Raw genomic sequence first — 22,200 nt, forward strand, 5'->3', positions numbered from 1 at the left:
ACAAATTTATATGCCCAAACACACTAAGGCATATTGATGCGACTTTTTTCCTCACTCTGGGTGTCTATACGGCGGGAGCCGTTTTTCATATTCCCAAAGTTGTAGGTGAAGGTAAGCCGCGCAACCCTTGTTTCATTTTTCTGATTAATGACGGCATGCAGGCCGCCAAAGCGTGTCCGCACGTCTTGCATGCGGGTATCAAATATATCACTCACCGATAGCTTGAGATTTGCTTTTTTGTTATAGAGTGATTTATTCAGCCCGGCGTCTATCGACCACTGTGCTCCGATACGATAGACACTATAAATCAACGAAGATTGGTAGTTGACCGAAGCCTCAGCAGTCAACGTAGCCAAAATGTTGACGGTATGGTTGTTCCGGACGCGCCATGCAAACTGACCTTGCTTAAGAAGCTGTCCGTTCAGCGGTCCCTCAAACCCCATGTAAAAGCTATTTAGATTGGTGTTGGTATTCCAGAATTTCGCAATTTTCACCGGTACGTTCAGGTTGGCAAACCAGATTTCCTGTTTGGCAAGGTTATCGCGCGTCACCCACGTCTGCTTCGTTTCCGCATCTTGATTCATGGATTCAGCGATAACATCGTTTGTACGGCTATAACCCGTGCTCAGGTGGTAGCGCTGCATCAACGTGTACGAAAAATCAACAGCATGGGTATATTCCGGTTTCAGGTATGGATTGCCCTGTTCCGACGTGTATTGGTCAAGGAAATACTGGAACGGGTTAAGGTTGCCATAATTCGGCCTGTTGATGCGCTTGCTATAGGAAATCCCCGTTTGATGCTTGTCTGAAATGTTGTAGTTGACGAACACACTTGGGAAGAAATCGATATAATCACGTTGTATGCGGTTGGCCATCGTTACCGAGTTGCCATCAGAAACGGTATATTCACTGCGCAGGCCGGCTTGAACGCCCCACTTGCCCAGCTGCGTGCTGTAATTGACATAGGCAGCGGCCACCTGCTCTTCGTACAGAAAATGGTTGGTGCGCCCCGCGTCGTTGAGCCAAGCGCCATTTTGTTGGTTTTCGAACCGCATGTCGTTGTCTGAGGCCACATTGCTATATTTCAAGCCTGTTTCCAGTTTGTGCCCTTTTCCGAAGGGGTGGGTATAATCCACTTTAGCCACGCGGATATCGATGATGGTGGGCATGTCGCTCCGTGAAAGCAGCGGCTCACCTTTCAGTGCGCCGGAAGGCAGGTAAAAGGTGTTGTTGTAGTTAGCGGTATTATGGTTCGAAAACCGGGATACGTCTACGTCGGCCACCAGTTTTCTCCCGTTGCTGTCGATGGTAAACTGATTGCTGAGGTTGACGGCGAAGCTCCCATGGTTGCCATCGAAAATGGACGAGGTGGTCAGGCTCGAGTCGGGCGAAGCGATAGCCCGTCCAATCAGTGTATTGCTTGAATTGTCGTTGTCGTTGCCGCTGGCGTATCCGCTCAGCATCACACCCAGCACATTCCGGTCGGACGTGCTGTAATCCACGCCGGCCCGGTAATTATGGCTGCGGTTTCTCCTATCGAAATTCGTATGTTGCTGGAAGTCCGTATGGTCGGCGCCCTGCACAATGGACCGGAAAATATCGATGTCATTTCCGCCGCGGTTGTCCATGTAACTGTAGTTTCCGAACGCATTGATGCGCCCGACCTTATGGTTGAGGTTTACGGAAGTATTGGCCTTATGGCCCACGCCATAACCGGTGCCCATTGTTAACGTACCGTTGGTGCCGGCCATCCGGTTTTTCTTGAGTACGATATTGATCATACCGGCCGTGCCAGCGGCATCGTATTTGGAAGAGGGGGTGGTGATCAGCTCGATTGATTTGATGGAATTTCCGTCTGTGCTGCGCAGCAAGTTGGCCAGTTGTTCGGCTGACAGGTAGGTTTGTTTGCCGTCTATCATTACCGTGACCCCCTGTTTGCCCATGAGGCTGATGTTATCGTCCTTATCCACGGTGACACCCGGCGAACGCTCCAGGATATCCATGGCCGTGTTGCCAGCAGCCAGGGTAGAATTTTCGACATTTACGACCAGCATGTCCGGCTTACGTTCTACCAGCGGGCGCTGCGGCGCTGTCACTGCCACTTCAGCCAGTACGGTATTCGCATTCCGCAGCATCAGGGTGCCCAGGTCTTTCGGTGTGCTTTCTGACGCTGTGATCCGCACCACGGCGCTCGTCGCATCCTGATGGCCAACCAGCACAGCTGACACGAAGTAGCTACCCTGCGGTACATTGGCAAACGTAAACCTGCCTTCGCCGTCGGCGAAGGCCGTCTTCGCCACGGATGAGTCCCGTGCGTCCAAGAGGTGCACGGTAGCTAAATCGAGCGGCTTGTTCTGTTCATCCACCACCTTACCGGTAATCGCGCCCTCCTGCGCATACGCCGTAGCGCCCCACAGCGTGCCCAGCGCAATTAATAAAGATGTATAAAGAGATTTCATATTTGGCATGGGAATTACATGATCAAAAAGCCTTCACTTTTTAACCCATTGTTAACCTATCCGTTATGTGTTCGTTTGTTTTAGCGCCTGCGGAGTTACCGCATGCCCACTGCGTTGCTTTTATATGTTGTCTGAGATATGACGCTTACCGCGTTCAAAAGTTGCACGTACCGTAAAAAAATTTACTCACGCCCAACCACTAATTCCCCCTGGGCGGCATGGCGGCCGTGTCGGCAACCGTAGCGATGGTATCCACCTGGCCGTCCTCCGGCATGGTATCATCAGCTTCGGGGTTATCCTGCACCGGCGGGGCAATGGCACATTTCAAACCGGCCACCGTCATGATCCACGCTGTTTTATCCGGCCTGTGCCCGTCCGCATGCTCGAAGTTCTCTTCGCATTGGTTAAATGGCAGGTCCGATATATGGCGCTGCAGATCCCGGTCAATGAGCAGCCTTGCACCCACGGGAATATTGAGCGTAAGGTATAACCGCTGGTTGCGCATTAAATCCTGCTCGGCGATACCGAAGTGGCTGTCAAAAATCAGCCGGCCACCCTGCTGTTCGAATTGGTAGTCGATTTTGCCAGCGCGCTCCGCAGCACGTTCGTAGGTAGCACCATGAGCCGAATATGCAGCCACCAACGACGGACCCTGCGTTGAATCTACCCGGACAATGCGCATGCGCATGCGGCTCTGTGATTCCAGGATATTCCGATTTCGGATTACGGCGCGTCGCTTGATGCGCGACAAGCGCTCCGTCGAGTCGCTTTGAAGCCGGATGACCGTCAGATCATTTTTTGACAGGTGATAAACGGGTTGCATTTCCAGTGGTATCTCTTCCACCACCGTGCTTTCCTCCCTGAAATCGCTGGCCGTACGCGCACCGTATACCGTGGTGAAGCCCACCGCAATCAACCAGACTGCCAATAATGTGAATCCCGTATAGCGGCCCATCGCACTGCGGTTGAACAAGATGCGGATGATCAATGCGACCAACGCTATGAACGGAATGATGGCGACAACCAACGCGCTCACCAGCATCGGCGTCCGGAGCTGTGGCTCGATCACGTTGAGGGGGAACATGGCCAGTTCCGGGTCCGGCCCCAAGAAGCCAAAGGAGGCCACGATGCTGATGACCAATACGATCAGGCCGCCACATAATCCGACGATGAAAAATACGCCGATGACTTTCGCAAGCAAGACGAACGCCTTTACCAGAAAGTTTCCTGCCGAGTTGAAGCCTCTTTTAAGCCCCTCCTCGGCGCCGGTAAAATTTGACCGGAGGCCCTCCATCTCCTCCTGAAAGCTGCGCTTGAAATTATGAAGGTTAGGCGTCTCTCCCCGCATAGCCATGCGGTCGGCGCGAGTGCGCGCAATTGGCATGACGATCCAGAGGATGATGTACAGCAGAAGGCCCGTGCCGCCAAAGATGAGTAGGAGCACAAGGATGAGCCGTATCCACCGGGCTTCAATACCAAAGTAGTGGCCCAAACCGCTGCACACACCTCCGAACACCTTGTCGTCCGGATCGCGCATGAGCTTACGCTGCCCACTTACCGGTGGCATTTCGTACGCCGCATCGTCGTAGGCCTCCTGTTGTTCGCCGGTCTCAAAGTCGCTCACCCTGCCCATCTGTGCAATGACGTCGTTGACGTCCTGCATGGTGATCACTTCCTTTTTGCCCTGTACAATCCGTTCGTTGAACATTTCCGCGATCCGGTTTTCAATATCACCCACGATCTCATGGCTGTCAGCGGTATGCCCGAAGTGTTTCTTCACATCGATCATGTATGAGCGGAGCACTTCATAGGCATCCTCTTCGATGTGAAACACGATGCCGTTTATGTTAATGATGATTGTCCTGTTCATGTCTTGTGGTTTTTTTTATTCGTTTGTCTGATGTCTATTGTCTATTGTCTGTTGTCCCCCGTCTGCCGTCTATTGTCTATTGTCTGTCATGTCTGGTCTGGTGGTTGATGCGTCCGGCCTCGCGCGCCCTTCCATAGACGTCTGCACTGCAAAAACCAGCTCCTCCCATGTGCTGTCCAACCGATTAAGCACTTCCAAGCCGGCCGGCGTTATCTGGTAATACTTACGTGGTGGACCCGACGTCGATTCCTTCCAACTATAACTCAACAGTCCATTGTTCTTGAGCCGGGTAAGTAAAGGATATAAAGTACCCTCTACCACCAACAGACGTGCTTTTTTCAGCTCGCCGATGATGTCTGAGGCATATATCTCGCCCCGCGAGATGATAGAAAGGATACAGTATTCCAATATCCCCTTCCTCATTTGGGTTTGCGTGTTATCTACTATCATAATACAAAGATATATGTTTTGGTTTGTACTATGCAATACATAGTAGTGTATAAAATCATAATGCACTGGTTTTCAGCAATAAAAAATTTAATAGATCGGTTAGCTACATCAAAAAAGCCGCCTCAGCAGGGTGAGGCGGCTTGTATGTCGGCCTTGTTGCGTGCTCGTTAACGCCGTATTCAGTAGCCCGGATTTTGGGTGAGGTTGGGGTTCACCGCTATTTGCTGGCTTGGAATCGGGTACACCAATGTATGCGGCCCGGGGTCGGCAGGCTTTTCCTGCCAGGGGTCAAGAAACTTTCCGAAACGTATCAGGTCTTGCCTTCTCCAGCCCTCCCAGTACAGCTCGCGTCCGCGCTCATCGATCAGGTCGTCCAAGGTCAGCTCAGCCAGGGATGATGCGCCGCGGTTGAATCGTATGCTGTTTACGAGTGCCAGCGCTTGTGCCGGAGTGCCTGTTCCGCCGCGCAAGATTGCTTCCGCTTGCATCAACAGCACATCGGCGTACCGGAATACCACCCAATCGTTGTTGCGCTGCCCCGACGGCACACTGTAATCAAATGCATATTTCATCACGCGGATCCCGGCAGTTTCCAGGGTACTGCCCGAAGTGCGGAGGGTTACCCCTGGCGTAAACACCAGTGGTTGGCTAGACGGGTTTCTGGCCATCAGCGGCTGGTCGGTTTCCAAGTTATACTGCTGTCCAACCAGGAAGCCGACGTTTCTCCGGCGGCCGGGGTTGTCCATGGTATCGGCAGGGTATTCATAGTAGATTCCCAGCCGTTCGTCGCCCTCATCGTACAAGTCATAAAAATCGGAAAGCGTGCACCAGCCATTCCACCCGCCCGGCACCATGTTGTAGTGGGCCACGGTGTTCCATGTCCGATCTACCGGACCGCCCCTCACGCCGAATTCGTTATACAGCGTAAAGATATTTTCTGTGGAGATCGCATCGTTATTGGGCGCGAAATTGTCGAAATATCTGCCTGATGGGGAAATTTGATAGCGATTGCTTGCCGTGATTTCGCCCGCCAACGAGATTACCCGGTTCATGTCGGCTGCGTCAAACACCGGGTTTTCGCGGTTCAGGAACACGCCTTTATTCAGATGAAGCTTCATGAGCAGTACCTTCGCCGCATGCTGGTTGGCCACATAGGCCGCGCCGCTATCGGGCAGGTCGTTCATGATCGCCTCCAATTCACTGACGATAAATTCAATGGCCTCCTGCGCTTGCAGGGTAACCGGCGGCTCGCGGAAGTCATTCAGGTTCTCTCGGAAGGGCACTATGCCCCAAAGGTTCAGCACATCGTACATACTCAGTGCGCGGAGAAAGCGTGCTTCGGCGGCCTGACGCGCCGAGGGGTTGCTCCGCAGCACGTTGGATGCCTGGAACTGGGCCGTCAGCAAGTCTCTGAACGTATTATTCATGAATGAGTTATCGGGATTCCACGTATGCTGGTGGATAGCCCTGTAAATTCCATTGTCGTCCCAGTCGCCGCCCCGGGTAGGAGCCATGGCCGCGTCGGATGAAATCTCTTCAAGTACCCAACGCTGATCCTGGTGGTATGGCGTATTAAGTGCGGTATACGCACCGATCAACAAATCAGCAGCATTCACGTTTGTCACCCCTTGCTCCAGTTCACTCCGGAGCTGTTCATCCAGATCGGTACAAGAAAATGACAGTCCCATCACTACCATTAACACCACACGATATATTCTTAATGTCTTCATGATTCCTGCATTTTATAATGAAAAGTTAAGGCCCAAAAGAAACGTCCTCGCCGGCGGATACGGGAGGTATTCGATGCCGAGTGAAGGTATATCGTCGGTCGATCCGTCGGTATTCACTTCAGGGTCAAATCCATTATACCCCTTAAAAACCAGCAGGTTCTGACCAGTGAGCGATACGTTCAGGTTCCGGATACCTCTGCCGATGTTGCCTACGTTGTAGCTTAGCGTCAGGTTGGACAACTTCAGGAAATCGCCTTTTTCCAGGTATCGGGTAGACGGCGCCGCCGAGTTGGACGTCGATTCGCCTGCCTCCCTGTCAAAGACGGTTTTTGCGATGTTCCGGTTGGACATGTTATTCACTCCAAGAACGGTCGCCATCGTGTTATTGAACAGGTAGTGACCAAACGCGCCATGCGTGTTGATGGTGGCCGTAAACCGCTTATACGTCACATCCGTGGAAATCCCCAGCAGGTATTTCGGATTGGGGCTACCGACATAAAACTTGTTCAGCGCAGGATCTATCGACGTACTTACCGTGCCGTCGAGCCCCCGGTACATACTCATGCCTGTTGTGGGGTCGATGCCTTCAAACTGCGCCAGGTACCACACATTGAGCGGCTGACCACTTACCATCCGTTGGCCCAACACTCCTGAAAAACCTTGCCCGCGCAGGGCAGCCGTTTCATAATAGCCCAGAAGACCGCTTACCCTGTTCTCCAGGTAAGTGGCATTGGCAGACAGGTTCCAATTCCAATTTTCGTTCCCGACGATGTTGCCTGTCAGGGCCAGTTCCACGCCTTCATTGATGATCTCGCCATCGAGGTTCACCCAGATCCGGCCAGCTGGTGCCGGCTGGGCGAGTGTCTGCTCAAACAGTGCGTCGGTGGTCATCTTACGGAAGTAATCCACGGAGCCAGAGAGTCTGTTTTGGAAGAAAGCGAAGTCGATACCCGCATTGATGGTAGCCGAGCTCTCCCACCTCAAATCAGGATTGCCGAAGTTGGCCTGCCTGATGGCTTGTGCTTCAAAGACATAGCGATTCCTCGAAGCTCCCGACGGGAACTCCTGATTCCCGGTCTTGCCCCATCCCAGCCGCAGCTTGAGGAGGTCGAACAACTCATTATCTCCATAAACGCTTCATTGGAGATGTTCCATGCAAACGCCAGCGAAGGGAAGTTGGCGTACTTGTTGTTTTCGCCGAATTTTGTGGACCCATCGCGCCGGACGGTACCGGTAAAGATATACCGGTCTGCATAATTAAGGGATGCGCGGGCAAAGAACGATTGCAGTTCATTGGTCGGGCTCCGGTACGAATCAATCATCCGGTTACTGGCTATGGAATAGTCGAGGTAGTCGTAATAGTCCAGATCGCCCAGTTCGGAAAAGCCACTGCCGCTTTGTGAGTTCCACCGTGTGTCAAAGCTCAAATATTCATAGCCTACCACCGTATTGAGGTTTAATGATGTGGCGATCTCCCTATTGAATGACAACGTATGCGTCAACTGATGATTAGTTTCCGAATCGTTCCCGATGAACGCGGAGCCGTTGTTGGCGTTACTCGGATTAATCATTCCGGCGATAAACCGGCCTGTCCTCCGGCCCGTCTGACGTGTCAGGCTGTACATCAGCCTGTATTCGAGGTAATCCGTTATTTCATAGGAAGGTGAAATGCTGGTCAGGATGGTGTTGACCACCGCCCGATCCTTGTAAGCGGTCAGGGAAGTCACCGGATTGATGAGTGAAGGCGACTGGTAAGCCCGCTCGCCTTCTTCATTCCACAACGGCAAGGTGGGGTTCCATTGCAGCGCCTGCGAAATCACATTTCCTTCAAATCCCACGCCCACGTTAATAGGTGCGATGTTCTCATCGGTCTGCGTGGCCAAAATATTGAAGTCCAGACCCAGCTTTTTGCTTTCCAAAAAACGGAAATTGCTGCTCAAACTGACCGTGTACTTCTTCAGGCGGGAGGTTTCGACGATTCCGTTCTGATCAAGGTAGCCACCGGAAATCCGGTACCGAGCATCTTCGGAGCCACCGGAAATGTCCATGGCATAATTCTGCGTAGCCGCTGTCCGGGTAATGGCATCAAATGCATCGACGCTGCCGCCAAAATCCGCATTGACATCATCGGGTGCATAAAATTGAACTGCCTGCCTGAATTCATCTGCGGTCAGCACTTCCGGCTTTTTCAGCAAGCTGGAAATGCCCGTGGAAGCCATCACATTCAGTGTCGGCGCGCCCGATTGGCCACGCTTGGTGGTGATGAGTACCACGCCATTGGCACCCCGGGAGCCGTATATCGCCGTAGCAGACGCATCTTTGAGGATGTCCATACTGGCAATATCATTGGGGTTAAGGTAGTTGAGCGGATTTCCGCTATCCGAACCATACCCTCCCTGGCCGCCGGGGCGGGCCGATGTGCCCGAGAGGGGGACACCGTCTACCACAAATAATGGATTATTACCAGCTCGGATAGAGGAGTTGCCACGGATCCGCACAGTGGTCGACCCACCCGGCTGCCCTGTATTGTTGATCATCATTACGCCCGCGGTCCGGCCCTGTATCAGCTGGTCCGGGGCCACGATAACACCTCTGTTGAAGTCCTTTGCCTGCACGGACGCGACTGACCCGGTCAGGTCCCGTTTCCGTGCCGTACCATAGCCGATGACCACCACCTCATCCAGGCTTTCACCGCCTGATACCAAATTGAACTCAACCAGCTGCTCAGCGCTTGCTAACGTCACCTGGCGCTCAGCGGTCTGGTATCCAATGAACGATACGGACAGGGTGTATGTTCCGTAAGAAACGTTCGTAAACGAATAGAGACCCTCCGCATTGGTACCCGCCTGCCTGTTAAGCTCTTTGATTACCACGGAAGCCCCGCCAAGGGGATCGCCGTTTTCGTCTACAACTCTCCCTTGAATACCGCCCGTTTGGGCGTGTGCAATAGCCGGACACAAAAACGCCAGCCATAGCAGGGTCATGCCGACACCCGATTGTCGAATAATTAATGGAAATCTGCTCATAATTTATTGTGTGTTTTGTTTAACTAATTGGCTCATTTAACTAAGTGGCTTATTTAACTAATTGGCCTAGCACACTGGTATTGTTTATCATTCATAATTGGAATAGGCTACGTGAGCACGTGGCGCTCCCATAGCATATACACGAAACAACTGAAGTGAAGTATTGTTTTGGAAAGGTAAATTTCAAAGGTGGGTCATTTCCGCTTTCTGAGCAAGTAACGCCGGTACCGATGCAGTACAAACATTGCCAACCCCATCGAAACCGCACAAGTAATTAGCGGATGTCCTTGAGGCAATACCAGTAGACAGATGATACCGAACACCACGACAAAAAGATATAAATAGCTGAAAAAAGGATGGAGTATGATCTGTTGCAACTTATTCATGGCATATGCGTTTGTTATTACTCTGCGGGGGCTATGCGTATCCCTGCATCGGTAATTTCACCGAGTGGGTTTTCACGCATGTTTTGTTCAATCGCGAATACATAGTTACCCGTGTCGGGAAATCTGACAGATTCCTTGATCAACTGTTGGTGGGCATAAACGCTTCCCGAGCCCCTGCCGAGCCAGCGGCCGTCGGGCGCCGCCAGCTGCAATTCAAACCGCTCCGTGGTATCCGTTCCATCGGGATAGCCCTGGTGCAATAATATGAAGATATTAGCATACCTATAATCAGGTGTATGCCTCAAGTTGAGGTAGATATCATAATACACTGTTGTATCGGTGATGTGTGCTGTTATTAATGGCTGATTGTCATAGGACCACTTGTGATCGGGTATCGCTACATTCTGATCCACAACGGCCGTGTCCGTGCAGGATGCGACAAACATCACAAAGCCCAAAAAACACATCGATATGGTTAAATAGGGGCGCATCGATCGTCTAATCAGCTTGGCCGGTTTGCTGTTGTTGCTGACCTCCCGGTTTCCCTTTCCTTCTGTTATTGCGTGAGCGTTTCTTGGGCGATGCACTCGCTTCAGCGGGCTTGTTACCCTTCGGCTGCGCGGGCCGCCCGGTATTTTCCTGGGCCGGAGACTTGTCCGGAGATTGCCTTGGCGATGTTTTCTTTGCTTCAGGCTTTTTCTTGTTTTTGCTTGGGCGTTTTTTCTTTTTGTTCCGGTCGTCCAAACGGGTAAGGCTATCCTGTCCCACCACGTTTTCGTAGTCGTAGTTCACCGGCTTTTCTTCTACGGTTTCTATCATTACGGCGCCAATCTCCTCCGGTTTTACCCCTTCTTTGTTCAGCTGGTGGATCTCTTTTACCCTTTCCGTAGTGAGCGGTATCCAATTTTCCTCTCCGGGATAGGTAAACCACATCAATTTCTTGAAAATGTCGGTTTTTTGCAAGAATGCCACCCCGCGTTGGGTCTCTATCCGTTCAATGTTATTGGGGATATCTTTCAGCGCATCCATATAGCTATCCAGCTCATAGTTGAGGCAGCATTTCAGTTTACCGCATTGCCCGGCCAGCTTCAGCGTGTTCAGTGACAGATTTTGGTAGCGCGCTGCCGAAGTCGACACGGTCTTGAAATCGGTCAGCCAGGTAGAGCAGCAGAGTTCCCTGCCGCAGGATCCGATGCCGCCGAGCCTGCTCGCTTCCTGGCGCATGCCGATTTGACGCATCTCAATCCGGATCCGGAATGCCTCGGCCATGCGCTTGATGAGTTCCCTGAAATCTACCCTCCCCTCTGCCGTGTAATAAAAGGTCGCCTTGGATTTGTCGCCCTGATAATCCACATCGCTGATTTTCATAGACAGGCCCAGGTCGAGCGCCAATTTGCGCGCACGGTGCATGGTCTCCCATTCCAGGTCTTTGGCTGCCTGCCATTTTTTGATATCGGCATCCGTTACCTTGCGGTATATCTTTTTCGTGACGGTGGCCGGGTCTACGTTGTTTTTCTTCAGCTGCAGCCGTACCAGCTCGCCCGTAATGGACACGTGGCCAATGTCATAACCTCCTGTGTTCGGTTCTACGACAACCATTTCGCCCATTTCAAGGTACAGGTTGTCGTGGTTGACATAAAATTCCTTCCGCGATCCCTTAAACCTCACCTCCACGATATTGAAGGGTTTATAATTTGTTGGCATGTCCATTTCGGCCAGCCAATCGTATACATCCAATTTATTACATCCGCTCGTCATACAGGCGCCATTATTTTGGCAACCTGCCGGTGTGCTGCCACACCCGCCGCCGGATGAGCAAGTGCTACATCCCATAGTGATCGATATATGTTGAGTCCGCCAATTGGCGGAACGTTTGATATTTATATAGTAAAACTAATTGCAAAGATAAGTCTAAAAATAATATTTTGGGGTTTGCATTACGCTCAATGTGGTAGTGTGCCTCCTCAAACAACCCAATGGCGCGTTCGATCTGCCCCAGCGGGTAGTGATTGCTGAACTTTTTTGCAAAATCCAATTCCGTACCGGGCAGGTGGACCAATGCAGCCATCCCGGCCTTCAACAGCAAAATCTGCCTCATCATATTCAAGGCATAAAGCAGGAAGCTTTTCTGGTTTTCGCGGCCCATCTTGGCCAGTTCCTCTTCGCAAACCTTGATCAACGAGGCTCCGGCGTCCGTCACGCAGAAGCGCAGCCAGCGGATCATCAGGTCGAAATGTCCCTTGGTATCATCGCCCAGCAGGTTGATAGCTTGCTGAATATTACCATTACTGATAAACGCGATTTCGGCCGCTTGATTTGCGCCCAGCTGATGAGCATCCATCAGGTATTTAGACACGTCGGCATCGCTCATGCGATTGATCTTCACCAGCTGGGTGCGCGAGATGATGGTATTCAGTATCTTGTCCTGATTCTCGGCCACAAGCAAAAACAATGTCTTTTCAGGCGGTTCCTCAATGAGCTTCAGCAACGCGTTTCCCTGGGTATCGAGGTACTCCGGCAGCCACATGATCAGCACCTTGTACTCGGCTTCAAAGGCCTTCAGGCTAAGCTTTTTGATGATGTGATGCGCCTCGGCAATATTGATGTTGGCTTGCTTATTTTCAGCATCCAACTGGCTGCGCCAGTGTTCAAGGCCAAGATACGGATTGGTCAAAAAGGCTTTGCGCCATTCTTCTGCGTAAGTGGCAGCGGTATCCTCCTTGTGTTTGGCAAAAAACGGATAAGAAAAATGCAGATCGGGATGAATCAGCTTGCTGTATTTCCGGCAGGCCGCGCATTGACCGCAGCTATCTTCGGGCTGCTTGTTCTCGCAATTGACGTACTGGGCATACGCCAGCGCCAACGCCAGGCTCCCGCTCCCCTCCGGCCCGAGAAACAGCTGCGCATGGCTTACGCGGTTTTCAGCTACGGTGTTGATGAGCTGCTGCTTGACTTCCTGCTGCCCGATAATCTCGTTAAATAACATATTCCGGTTAAGATTCCTTCCGATTAATTCTGTATTTATCCGCTGGACGCTTTAACGATTAACGCAGTCCAATTTCCAAAGGTACTAAAAAGCACCCAAAAGCACGTCATCGATCCGTTGTTTGGGCGTATACACACCCATACCATCATTAAAGCCGGTTTTATCCGTTTAAAAACGTTTATAAACGGATATATCCGTATATCATCCGGTTATTTTTCCCGGGCAGCGCCACTTTTGCCCTGTCGATGGTTCGGAAACGCCATCGTTCGTTAACTACTTGTTTTACTTTTTTAAATTTTAAGTATCATGAACACCTTAAAAAACAGCGTACGGTTGACCGGCTTTCTCGGCAGCGACCCCGAAGTGAAAACATTCAACAACAACAAGAGCCTCGCCCGGGTATCCATAGCGACCAATGAACGGTACCGCAACGGGCAGGGGGAGTGGGTCACTGACACGCAGTGGCATAATCTGGTATTCTGGGGGAGGCAAGCAGCCTTTGCACAAAAAAGCCTTACCAAAGGCTCAGAGATTGCCATTGAGGGCAAACTGGTGAACCGCCAGTACGTCGATAAGGACGGTGTGACCCGCCACATCACCGAAATCACTGTAAGCGAGGTGCTTCAACTCAACCGTAAACCGGAGTAACACCGCGGGCCGCGGATGTCTTGACGCCAGATTGTGTTCAGCCTCCCGGTGCGTTAAGACATCCGCATTTTTCATCCGCATCAGTTGTCCCGCGCGGTGATGAGCCGTGTGACCGATTCATGTATCTTTTTGATTGGCAATTCATGCGGGTTTCATTAGCTTTGTCCCGAAATTAAATGCCGGTACCCAATGGTAAAAAACACAGCGCTCACAGACACCCACATCGCTTTAGGAGCCAAGATGGTCCCTTTCGCGGGGTTCAATATGCCCGTCCAATATTCGGGAATTAACGACGAACACGAAACGGTCCGGAAAGGCGTGGGCGTATTTGATGTCAGCCACATGGGCGAGTTCATCCTGAAGGGAGACCGCGCACTTGACCTCGTGCAGAAAATAAGTTCGAACGATGCATCCAGGTTGTACGATGGCAAAGTGCAGTACGCCTATATTCCCAACGAAACGGGAGGCATCGTGGACGACTTTCTTGTATACCGCATTGATGAGAAGACCTACTTCCTGGTGGTCAATGCTTCCAACATCCAAAAAGACTGGGACTGGATTTCCAGGCACAATACATACGGTGTAACGATGAAAAACATTTCGGATGAAACCTCGCTGTTTGCCGTCCAGGGCCCCAAGGCAGCCGATGCGCTAGCCGCGCTCACCGACATCGATCTGGCTACCATGGAATACTACACGTTCAACAAAGGTGTTTTTGCGGGGGTGGACAACGTTTTGGTTTCCGCGACAGGTTACACCGGGGCCGGCGGTTTTGAAGTATATGTCTCCAACAAAGACGCTAAAAAAGTGTGGGAAGCCATCTTTGAAGCCGGCGCACCCTACGGGATCAAACCCATCGGGTTGGGTGCCCGCGATACGTTACGCCTCGAAATGGGGTTCTGTCTTTACGGCAATGACATTGATGACACCACGTCACCCCTGGAGGCGGGGCTGGGCTGGGTAACCAAGTTTACCAAGGACTTTGTAAATGCCGAAGGCCTGAAAAAGCAAAAAGAAGCTGGTTTGCAAAATAAACTGGTTGGATTCGAAATGGTAGAACGGGGCATCCCGCGCCACGGATATGAGATTCTGGACGAACACGGCAATCCGATCGGGCGGGTCACATCGGGCACACAGTCGCCTACGCTCCGGAAATCCATCGGGTTGGGCTATGTCGCCATTGAGCACGCCAAAGAAGGCAATGAAATCTATATTGGCATACGCGACAGCAAGGTAAAAGCAGTGGTGGTAAAACCCCCTTTCGTCAAATAATCCGGTCTATGGACATGAAATCGGTTCAAGTCTGCCTTAGCCCTGCGTTACTGCCCTTCTACGAGCTGGATGACGCCGTAGCCGTGGTCATCGACATTTTCAGGGCATCCTCATCCATTTGCTATGGGCTGGCCAACGGCGCCAAAGCCATTATCCCCGTTGCAGACCTCGATGAGTGCCTGCCTTACCGGGGAAACGGCTGCCTGGTGGCCGCCGAACGAAATGGAGAAGTGGTCGAAGGATTTGATTTCGGCAACTCGCCATTTTCATACACCAAGGAAAACATAGCCGAGAAGACCGTCGTGCTAACCACGACAAACGGCACGCAGGCTATACGGCGCTGTTTAGCGGCTAAAAGAGTGGTCATTGGTTCATTTCTGAATATCACAACGCTTTCAGACTGGCTGAGAAAGCAGGATCACCCGATCCTGCTGGTCTGTTCCGGCTGGAAGAATCACTTCAGCTTAGAGGATACAGTCTTTGCCGGTGCCGTGGTAAACCGGCTCAAAACCGATGGTACGGTGATTGATGATGCGGCTCAAGCGGCCGAAAGCCTCTACCTCGAAGCGCGCGGAGACCTCGCCACCTATCTCCGTAAAAGCTCCCATCATCAACGTATGCAGCGCTTGCATATCGAGCAGGACATCGCTTTTTGCCTCCGGGAGGATCTGGTGTCAGTGATACCTGTCCTGGAAGGCAAGGAACTGGTCTGCTTGAACGAACCCGCAGCGCCCGTCGGCCGACCATAACGCTTATTGCTTATTATTATTTTTTGGTCAGGTGCCTGATTTGCTTTAGCAGCCGGTATTTTAGGTACCCCAACACCAGCGTAATCGCCACCGCAATGGCCAATATCGGATAGTCGCTGCTGTTGTATGCGGCAACAGCGCTGAGCAACATCAATATCAACCCCACATTCAACAGGATGTTGTAAAAAAAATACCGCTTCATCAATACCCGTCCGTTAATACACCTGCATATCGGGATCGAATGCATCGCGCCATGCGAGAATTCCTCCTTTGAGGTTGTAAAGGTTATCATAGCCTTCGCGCTCAAGCAGCATGATCGCCTGCGCACTTCGCTTGCCGCTGCGGCAGTGCACCACCACCGGCTTATCGCGGGCGATTTTATTCTGCTCAAGGACAATGTCTGCCAACGGAATGTTTTCGCCACTCAGGTTAGACGTGTCGTATTCAAATTCCTCCCTTACGTCGATCAACTGGAAATCTTCCTTGCCGTCGATTTTGTCCTTAAGCTCTTCAACCGTTATCTCTTTCATGTTCGATCGTGTTTTACCATTCAAACTTAGGAAAGTTTGTCGTGTTAAACAAACTTTTTCGATTGCGCATGGTCCCTGAAACCACGTGAGCCGAAAAATACAAGGATATGCGACAAGATGAATGAGATACTTCGGAAAATTGCATACTTTTGGCATACATAAACGTCGGAACATGTCAAAGACAATACGCTTTTATACCGGGATACTGTGCTGTTGGTTGTTCGCTGGATGCGCAGTCCGCCAATCAGCCGATCGCATTGCGGACACGAAAGAAGTAACGAGACTGCTCAACACATTGGCGGCAGACGATATGGAGGGCAGGGCATCCTTTTCACCCGGTATCGAACGGGCCGCTGAATTCATTGAGTCTGAGTTCAGGAAGATCGGGTTGGCGCCCTATTCGGAAGGCGGCTATCGTCAGACGTTCGAGGTGACGCGCATAACCCCTGCCACATGGGAGGTAACACTGGATGGCTCAGCGGTTCCCCAGGAGCGTATTATTATCTCAAGCAACAATTCGGGCCTCAATTGGAATACGGATCCCACGGTATCTGTTGCCCAGATCAAGGCCGGGGACGACTTTGCCCAACGTTTCCGGGAAATATCTAGCGGGAAAAAGGACGCTTTGGTGATTGTGGACAACAGCTTTGCAAGTCTATTCGAGCGATACAGCGGGATGCTGATGCGCGGCAGGATCAGCCAGCAGACCGCATCGGTCTCGGCAACCCCTTCCGTTGTCTTTGTGTTGGCGGATCAGGTGCCCCAGTCGTTCCGTGTCAGCTTCACGAATACTGTCGAAAAGTTGCCGCTTTCCAATATGATCGGCGTATTGCCCGGCAAATCACGGCCGGATGAATATGTAATTTTTTCCGCGCATTACGACCACATTGGCATCATTGAACCCGTTGGGCAAGATTCAATTGCCAACGGAGCAGATGATGACGCCTCAGGTGTGTCCGCGGTGCTCGCGTTAGCGAACTATTATAAAAAGCGGGGCGACAATGCCCGGACGCTATTATTCGTTGCATTTACGGCTGAAGAAATAGGCCTAGTGGGATCGAAATACTTTTCGCAGCAGATCAACCCGGACGAGGTGGTCGCCATGATCAATATCGAAATGATCGGTAAGGATTCACGGTTCGGCCCAAACGCGCTGTACGTGACCGGTTACAATCAGTCTGATCTGGCTGAAATCATGCAGGCAAACGTAAAAGGGACGGAATTTACGTTCCATCCCGATCCCTATCCTACACAAAATCTATTTTACCGCAGCGACAATGCGTCGCTAGCGGCGGCCGGTGTACCGGCACATACCTTCTCGACGGTACAGATTGAAAAGGACATGTACTATCACACGGTGGATGATGAGTTGGAAACATTGAATATCAGCAACATCGTTTCCGCCATAAGGGCTATCGCCTTGGGAGCGCAAAGCATTGTGTCTGGAGACGACACACCGCGCCGCGTGCCTAAGCTCAGCCAATAGCCTTTATTCAGGCTTATAACCAGCTGACCACCACTAACGCCAAAGTCCAGGTCCATATCATACCGTCGCACGACGGCCTCAGGAGTCCGTTGTACCATTTTGGAATCCGTCCTTCCACGGCCCCACTTTCGTTACGGTCCTCCGCCCCGCGCCTCCTTGCACGCGTATCATGCTTCGTTGCCGTTTTGCTTACCACCGCGGCATCCTTTACTTCTGCTTCAAACTGCCCATCTACTTTGTCGTTCTCTACTAACATGGTCATATCTTCCTATCTATTTGGGGTGCTAACAGATCCAAGCCTCATTTGTTTATTTTTTTTACCAGAAAAAAGCACCAAAACAAAAATAAGCAAGCCGTGTTGCCTTTCATGAAGATGAATTGATTACGTACCAACACAATCGGCTATGGGAACTGACAAGCATGAAAACGACATCCGGCGGAAAGGCCGGCCTGCAGGGCGCGGCAAAAGCGGCACCAACCTGCGCGATGCCTTCGCCGTGAATACTGCCGATGAAGACCGGCAGGTAAGCGACCGTTATCTGGAAAACGATAAAATACCGGCTCCAAACGTGCCGGTAAAAAACCCCAACCGGAACCCGGATAAAGACACACAAGACTGAGATTGTAAGGATTATAATTTTATAGCCATGAGTACATCCAAACAGACCCACGATCATGAGGAGATCAAGAAATGGGCAGCGGAACGCGGTGGGGTCCCTGCCAAAGTCAGGAGCACCGGGGGCAGCTCGGACAATGAGGGCATACTGCGCATCCATTTCCCGGAAAACAGCGAGCACCGGCAGGAGCTAAAAGAAATCCCGTGGGAAGATTTTTTCCAGGAGTTTGACGAAGAAAAGCTGGATTTCCTGTACCAGAATCGGAAAGCGGATGGGGAGCTGAGTACGTTTCATAAGTTTGTTAATCGCCAATGAACCCAACAGTGCTACTACCTCACGGCTGCCATATCGGAACAGACAAGGCCTGCCATTTCAGTGTATGGGCGCCACTGAAAAAAGAAGTGATCCTGCATATCGTTTCACCGGAGGAGCGACTTATCCCCATGGAACGCTCCAACGAGGGGTATTTCCAGGTCACGGTGGAGGATTGCCCGCCAGCTGCCCGTTATTATTTCAATCCGGACCGTGCCGGCGATCTTCCGGATCCGGCTTCGCATTTCCAGCCCGAGGGCGTACACGGGCCTTCTGCAGTGGTAGACCACACCACGTTCGAGTGGTCCGACAGCGGGTGGGAAAACCCAGGCCTCCAGGACCTGATATTGTACGAGCTGCATGTAGGCACCTTTACCGAAGCGGGTACGTTTGACGCAATCATCCCGCGGCTGGAAGACCTGCTGGCTACGGGCATCAATGCCATTGAAATCATGCCCGTGGCCCAATTCTCCGGAAACCGCAACTGGGGATATGACGGGGTCTTCCCTTATGCCGTGCAAGATTCCTATGGTGGCCCCGAGGGGCTGAAACGACTGGTGAATGCCTGCCACCGGCTTGGGATAGCCGTCATCCTTGACGTTGTATACAACCATCTGGGGCCCGAAGGCAACCGGCTTCCGCAATTCGGTCCCTATTTTACAGATGCCTATAAAACACCCTGGGGTGACGCCATCAACTTTGACGGACCCTGGTCTGACGGCGTACGCGATTACTTCGCATCGAATGCAATCCATTGGTTTCACCACTATCATATCGATGGCCTTCGTCTGGATGCCATCCACGCGATCTTTGACAACGGGGCGGTACATATCCTGCAGCGCATCAACGAAGCAGCAGACCAGTACGCACAGCAAACGGAAAAGTCTGTGCACATGATTGCCGAAAGCGACCTCAACGCGCCAAGGGTCATCCAAAATTTCAAGGCCGGTGGTTACGGCTTCGATGCCCAGTGGTTAGACGATTTCCACCACGCCCTGTTTGTGGCACTGTACCCCGAGGGGAAGGATCGCTATGAAGACTTTGGCACGGTGGAGCAGCTGGCCAAAGCCTACACCGATGGATTCGTGTACAGCGGAGAATACACGAAGGCTCGCAAGCGGAAGTACGGCGCATCGTCAGCGGGCATTCCCGGATTTAAATTCGTGGCCTTTATCCAAAACCATGACCAGGTAGGCAACCACAAAAACGGCGAGCGGTTATCGGTACAGCTGCCGGATTCCCACCTGCGCATCGCCGCAGCGGCCCTGCTGCTCGCGCCTTATATCCCCATGCTGTTCATGGGAGAGGAATACGGCGAGGAAAGGCCTTTTCTCTACTTCACCAGCCACAGCGACGAGCAGCTGGTAGAACTGGTGAGGGAAGGACGCAAGGAAGAATTCGGGCATTGGCTGGGCGAAGAAGATCCTCCAGATCCCCAAGCCGAATCAACCTTCCGTGCTTGTGTGCTCGACTGGTCGAAGCGTACGCAGGGAAAACACCGGCACCTGCTGGCGTGGCACAGGCGGCTGATCCACCTGCGCCGAAGCCATGTGGCGTTGCAGAACTTCAATAAAACCGGTACCCAGGTCGATGTGCTGAGTGAGCATGCCTGGGCGTTGCTTCGCCAGGACGAAACGGAGAAGTCGCAGCTTTTGGCGTTGTTCAACCTGTCTGATCAGCCGCTTCCGCACACGCTTCCGCAAAACACAACATGGATCTGTTTGTTAGATTCAACAGTGCCGGACCCCGAAGGGGGGCATACGGTCAATCCGGACAGCCTCACCCTGCCGCCGGCGAGCGTACTTGTTTTTGCTTCAACAACATGAAAAACGATATGAAAAAGATATTTTTTGCATTGATGGGCGCCTTTATCGTTTCGTGTACGCATACCCCACCACGTGGAGACGATCCGGTAAGAAGGGACAGTACCGGCGACCCTATTGATCCTATGGATACCACATTGAACCGATTGGATCCGGATTCTGTCACAGACACGCCCGAGGTTGAATTTTAATAGCAACACAGGATAGGTATGAGCACTGACACCCCAAACCTCACGTGGTGGAAGACTGGTGTTATTTACCAGATCTACCCGCGTTCATTCCGCGATTCGAACGGCGATGGGATCGGTGACCTGCAAGGCATCACCGATCAGTTGGACTATTTCCAGTGGCTTGGTATCCGTGCGATTTGGATATCCCCCATTTTCCGGTCACCAATGGCTGATTTCGGCTACGATGTATCCGATTACACGGACATCGATCCGATGTTCGGCACCATGGCAGATTTTGACAGGTTGCTGAACGAAGCCCACCGGCGGGATCTCAAAGTGATCCTCGATTTCGTGCCGAACCACACGTCGGACCTCCACCCATGGTTTGTTGAATCCAAAAGCTCAAAAACATCTGCTAAGCGCGATTGGTACATCTGGCAGGATGGCAAACCGGACGGCAGCCCGCCCAACAATTGGAAAAGCGTGTTTGGCGGAGACGCGTGGGAGTGGGATGCCCACACGCACCAATATTACTATCACGGTTTTCTTAAGGAGCAGCCCGACCTCAATTGGCGGAACCGGGAGGTGCAGGAGGCCATGTACGATGTGATGCGCTTCTGGCTCGATAAAGGCGTAGACGGCTTTCGGGTAGACGTGATCTGGCACCTCATCAAAGACGATCAGTTGCGCGACAACCCGCCCAACCCCGACTATTCAGAGACGCAGCCGACCTATGACCAGCTACTGCCGGTCTATTCGACTGACCAACCGGAGGTCCACGACATCGTAGCGCAGATGCGGAAAGTTACGGACGCATATGACGAGCGGGTGATCATCGGCGAAGTTTATCTGCCCATACAACAGCTGATGACGTATTACGGCGCACAGAATGACGGTGCACATATGCCATTCAATTTTCTCCTGGTGAAACTGCCCTGGCAAGCGCAGGAGATTGCGGCAGCCATCGATCAGTACGAAGGCGCCCTGCCCGATGGAGGCTGGCCGAACTGGGTATTGGGCAACCATGACAATACCCGTATTGCCAGCCGTATCGGCGAGCCCCAGGCGCGCGTAGCCGCCCTGTTGCTGCTCACCCTCCGCGGCACCCCCACGTTATATTATGGCGACGAAATCGGGATGCGGGATGTGCCCATTTCAGCGGAACAGATGCGCGACCCGCAGGGCATCAACATGCCTGACAAAGACCTCAGCCGTGATCCCTGCCGCACTCCTATGCAATGGTCAAACAAACCATACGCCGGGTTTTCGGAGACAGCACCCTGGCTCCCCGTGGACAAGAAATATGCACGTGTCAACGTCGAGACACAGCGCAACGATCCGTACTCCATGCTGTCGCTGTACCACAAGCTGATCCGCTTACGGAACAGCGAGCCCGCGCTAAACCAGGGCAGCTATACGCCCCTGTTGGCAAATGATCAGTTGATTGCATACCGACGCGACTCGCCCCACGGTGATAGCTTTCTGGTGGTGCTGAACCTGACGTCGCGGCCATGCCGCTATCGGCAAACCGAGCAGCCTCTGCTAACGGGCGAGGTAGTTGCCGCCACCTCGCCCGAACTGGAAGGAGCAACGATCGAGGAAAACATTTACCTCGCGGGCGACGAAGGTATCGTCGTACGGTTAGCATAATCATGGACGAACTCATGGGATACACTAAATAACTAA

22 protein-coding genes are annotated in these 22,200 nt (G+C 52.2%); 9 read left to right on the forward strand and 13 right to left on the reverse strand.

From position 1 onward, the window contains the following. Nucleotides 1-23 precede the first annotated feature (23 nt). The 10 genes from ACFOET_RS18705 to ACFOET_RS18750 all read right to left on the reverse strand — a co-directional run bounded on the left by ACFOET_RS18705 (nucleotide 24) and on the right by ACFOET_RS18750 (nucleotide 12,907). The gene (locus ACFOET_RS18705; protein WP_379025521.1) at nucleotides 24-2,459 is read right to left on the reverse strand and encodes a TonB-dependent receptor domain-containing protein; all 2,436 of its coding nucleotides are present in this window, start codon (nucleotides 2,457-2,459) and stop codon (nucleotides 24-26) included. Nucleotides 2,460-2,658: 199 nt separating this feature from the next. Beyond that, nucleotides 2,659-4,329 (reverse strand): PspC domain-containing protein, encoded by a 1,671-nt coding sequence (locus ACFOET_RS18710; RefSeq protein WP_379025523.1) that lies wholly within the window; start codon nucleotides 4,327-4,329, stop codon nucleotides 2,659-2,661. A gap of 69 nt (nucleotides 4,330-4,398) precedes the next feature. Next, a complete protein-coding gene (locus tag ACFOET_RS18715; RefSeq protein WP_379025525.1) occupies nucleotides 4,399-4,779 on the reverse strand; it encodes a PadR family transcriptional regulator in 381 nt (126 codons plus the stop codon). A 179-nt stretch (nucleotides 4,780-4,958) separates the two neighbouring features. Beyond that, nucleotides 4,959-6,509: a RagB/SusD family nutrient uptake outer membrane protein gene (locus tag ACFOET_RS18720; protein ID WP_379025527.1), complete on the reverse strand. Its 1,551-nt coding sequence runs from the start codon at nucleotides 6,507-6,509 to the stop codon at nucleotides 4,959-4,961. A 12-nt stretch (nucleotides 6,510-6,521) separates the two neighbouring features. Then, nucleotides 6,522-7,607 (reverse strand): TonB-dependent receptor domain-containing protein, encoded by a 1,086-nt coding sequence (locus ACFOET_RS18725; protein ID WP_379025603.1) that lies wholly within the window; start codon nucleotides 7,605-7,607, stop codon nucleotides 6,522-6,524. Beyond that, nucleotides 7,490-9,535 (reverse strand): SusC/RagA family TonB-linked outer membrane protein, encoded by a 2,046-nt coding sequence (locus ACFOET_RS18730; RefSeq protein WP_379025529.1) that lies wholly within the window; start codon nucleotides 9,533-9,535, stop codon nucleotides 7,490-7,492. Before ACFOET_RS18730 ends, ACFOET_RS18725 begins: the two co-directional genes overlap by 118 nt. A gap of 194 nt (nucleotides 9,536-9,729) precedes the next feature. Then, nucleotides 9,730-9,921: a hypothetical protein gene (locus ACFOET_RS18735; protein ID WP_379025531.1), complete on the reverse strand. Its 192-nt coding sequence runs from the start codon at nucleotides 9,919-9,921 to the stop codon at nucleotides 9,730-9,732. 17 nt (nucleotides 9,922-9,938) lie between these two features. Further along, nucleotides 9,939-10,412 carry a gliding motility lipoprotein GldH gene (locus ACFOET_RS18740; RefSeq protein WP_379025533.1) on the reverse strand — a complete coding sequence of 158 codons (474 nt, stop codon included), beginning with the start codon at nucleotides 10,410-10,412 and terminating at the stop codon, nucleotides 9,939-9,941. 7 nt (nucleotides 10,413-10,419) lie between these two features. Further along, on the reverse strand, nucleotides 10,420-11,679 hold the full coding sequence (locus ACFOET_RS18745; protein WP_379025535.1) for a PSP1 domain-containing protein: 1,260 nt from the start codon (nucleotides 11,677-11,679) through the stop codon (nucleotides 10,420-10,422). 64 nt (nucleotides 11,680-11,743) lie between these two features. Further along, the gene (locus tag ACFOET_RS18750) at nucleotides 11,744-12,907 is read right to left on the reverse strand and encodes a DNA polymerase III subunit (RefSeq protein WP_379025537.1); all 1,164 of its coding nucleotides are present in this window, start codon (nucleotides 12,905-12,907) and stop codon (nucleotides 11,744-11,746) included. Between the two features lie 306 nt (nucleotides 12,908-13,213). Between ACFOET_RS18750 and ACFOET_RS18755 the strand changes: the two genes are divergently transcribed. The 3 genes from ACFOET_RS18755 to ACFOET_RS18765 all read left to right on the forward strand — a co-directional run bounded on the left by ACFOET_RS18755 (nucleotide 13,214) and on the right by ACFOET_RS18765 (nucleotide 15,576). Further along, nucleotides 13,214-13,555 carry a single-stranded DNA-binding protein gene (locus tag ACFOET_RS18755; protein ID WP_379025539.1) on the forward strand — a complete coding sequence of 114 codons (342 nt, stop codon included), beginning with the start codon at nucleotides 13,214-13,216 and terminating at the stop codon, nucleotides 13,553-13,555. A 189-nt stretch (nucleotides 13,556-13,744) separates the two neighbouring features. Next, the gene (gcvT, locus tag ACFOET_RS18760; RefSeq protein ID WP_379025541.1) at nucleotides 13,745-14,827 is read left to right on the forward strand and encodes a glycine cleavage system aminomethyltransferase GcvT; all 1,083 of its coding nucleotides are present in this window, start codon (nucleotides 13,745-13,747) and stop codon (nucleotides 14,825-14,827) included. Between the two features lie 14 nt (nucleotides 14,828-14,841). After that, complete coding sequence (locus tag ACFOET_RS18765) at nucleotides 14,842-15,576, forward strand: 2-phosphosulfolactate phosphatase (RefSeq protein WP_379025543.1); 735 nt, start codon at nucleotides 14,842-14,844, stop codon at nucleotides 15,574-15,576. Nucleotides 15,577-15,592: 16 nt separating this feature from the next. On the opposite strand, the gene ACFOET_RS18770 is transcribed toward ACFOET_RS18765, so the two are convergent. Then, a complete protein-coding gene (locus ACFOET_RS18770; RefSeq protein WP_379025545.1) occupies nucleotides 15,593-15,778 on the reverse strand; it encodes a DUF6358 family protein in 186 nt (61 codons plus the stop codon). A 13-nt stretch (nucleotides 15,779-15,791) separates the two neighbouring features. Further along, complete coding sequence (locus ACFOET_RS18775) at nucleotides 15,792-16,106, reverse strand: rhodanese-like domain-containing protein (protein WP_379025547.1); 315 nt, start codon at nucleotides 16,104-16,106, stop codon at nucleotides 15,792-15,794. Nucleotides 16,107-16,278: 172 nt separating this feature from the next. Between ACFOET_RS18775 and ACFOET_RS18780 the strand changes: the two genes are divergently transcribed. Continuing rightward, nucleotides 16,279-17,592: a M20/M25/M40 family metallo-hydrolase gene (locus ACFOET_RS18780; RefSeq protein WP_379025549.1), complete on the forward strand. Its 1,314-nt coding sequence runs from the start codon at nucleotides 16,279-16,281 to the stop codon at nucleotides 17,590-17,592. Between the two features lie 13 nt (nucleotides 17,593-17,605). On the opposite strand, the gene ACFOET_RS18785 is transcribed toward ACFOET_RS18780, so the two are convergent. After that, entirely contained in the window at nucleotides 17,606-17,854 is a 249-nt protein-coding gene (locus tag ACFOET_RS18785) for a hypothetical protein (RefSeq protein ID WP_379025551.1), read from the reverse strand. 142 nt (nucleotides 17,855-17,996) lie between these two features. Between ACFOET_RS18785 and ACFOET_RS18790 the strand changes: the two genes are divergently transcribed. From ACFOET_RS18790 to ACFOET_RS18810, 5 genes are read left to right on the forward strand one after another with little or no spacing between them, the layout of a single operon-like run. Then, complete coding sequence (locus ACFOET_RS18790; RefSeq protein WP_379025553.1) at nucleotides 17,997-18,212, forward strand: hypothetical protein; 216 nt, start codon at nucleotides 17,997-17,999, stop codon at nucleotides 18,210-18,212. 27 nt (nucleotides 18,213-18,239) lie between these two features. Further along, complete coding sequence (locus ACFOET_RS18795) at nucleotides 18,240-18,524, forward strand: hypothetical protein (protein ID WP_379025555.1); 285 nt, start codon at nucleotides 18,240-18,242, stop codon at nucleotides 18,522-18,524. Beyond that, the gene (gene treZ, locus ACFOET_RS18800; protein WP_379025557.1) at nucleotides 18,521-20,347 is read left to right on the forward strand and encodes a malto-oligosyltrehalose trehalohydrolase; all 1,827 of its coding nucleotides are present in this window, start codon (nucleotides 18,521-18,523) and stop codon (nucleotides 20,345-20,347) included. Before ACFOET_RS18795 ends, treZ begins: the two co-directional genes overlap by 4 nt. 8 nt (nucleotides 20,348-20,355) lie before the next feature. Continuing rightward, a complete protein-coding gene (locus ACFOET_RS18805; RefSeq protein ID WP_379025559.1) occupies nucleotides 20,356-20,535 on the forward strand; it encodes a hypothetical protein in 180 nt (59 codons plus the stop codon). Nucleotides 20,536-20,553: 18 nt separating this feature from the next. Further along, nucleotides 20,554-22,164: an alpha-amylase family glycosyl hydrolase gene (locus ACFOET_RS18810; RefSeq protein WP_379025561.1), complete on the forward strand. Its 1,611-nt coding sequence runs from the start codon at nucleotides 20,554-20,556 to the stop codon at nucleotides 22,162-22,164. The last annotated feature ends 36 nt before the right edge of the window (nucleotides 22,165-22,200 follow it).

It is taken from the genome of Parapedobacter deserti, assembly GCF_042646065.1.
Classification (GTDB): Bacteria; Bacteroidota; Bacteroidia; order Sphingobacteriales; family Sphingobacteriaceae; genus Parapedobacter; species Parapedobacter deserti.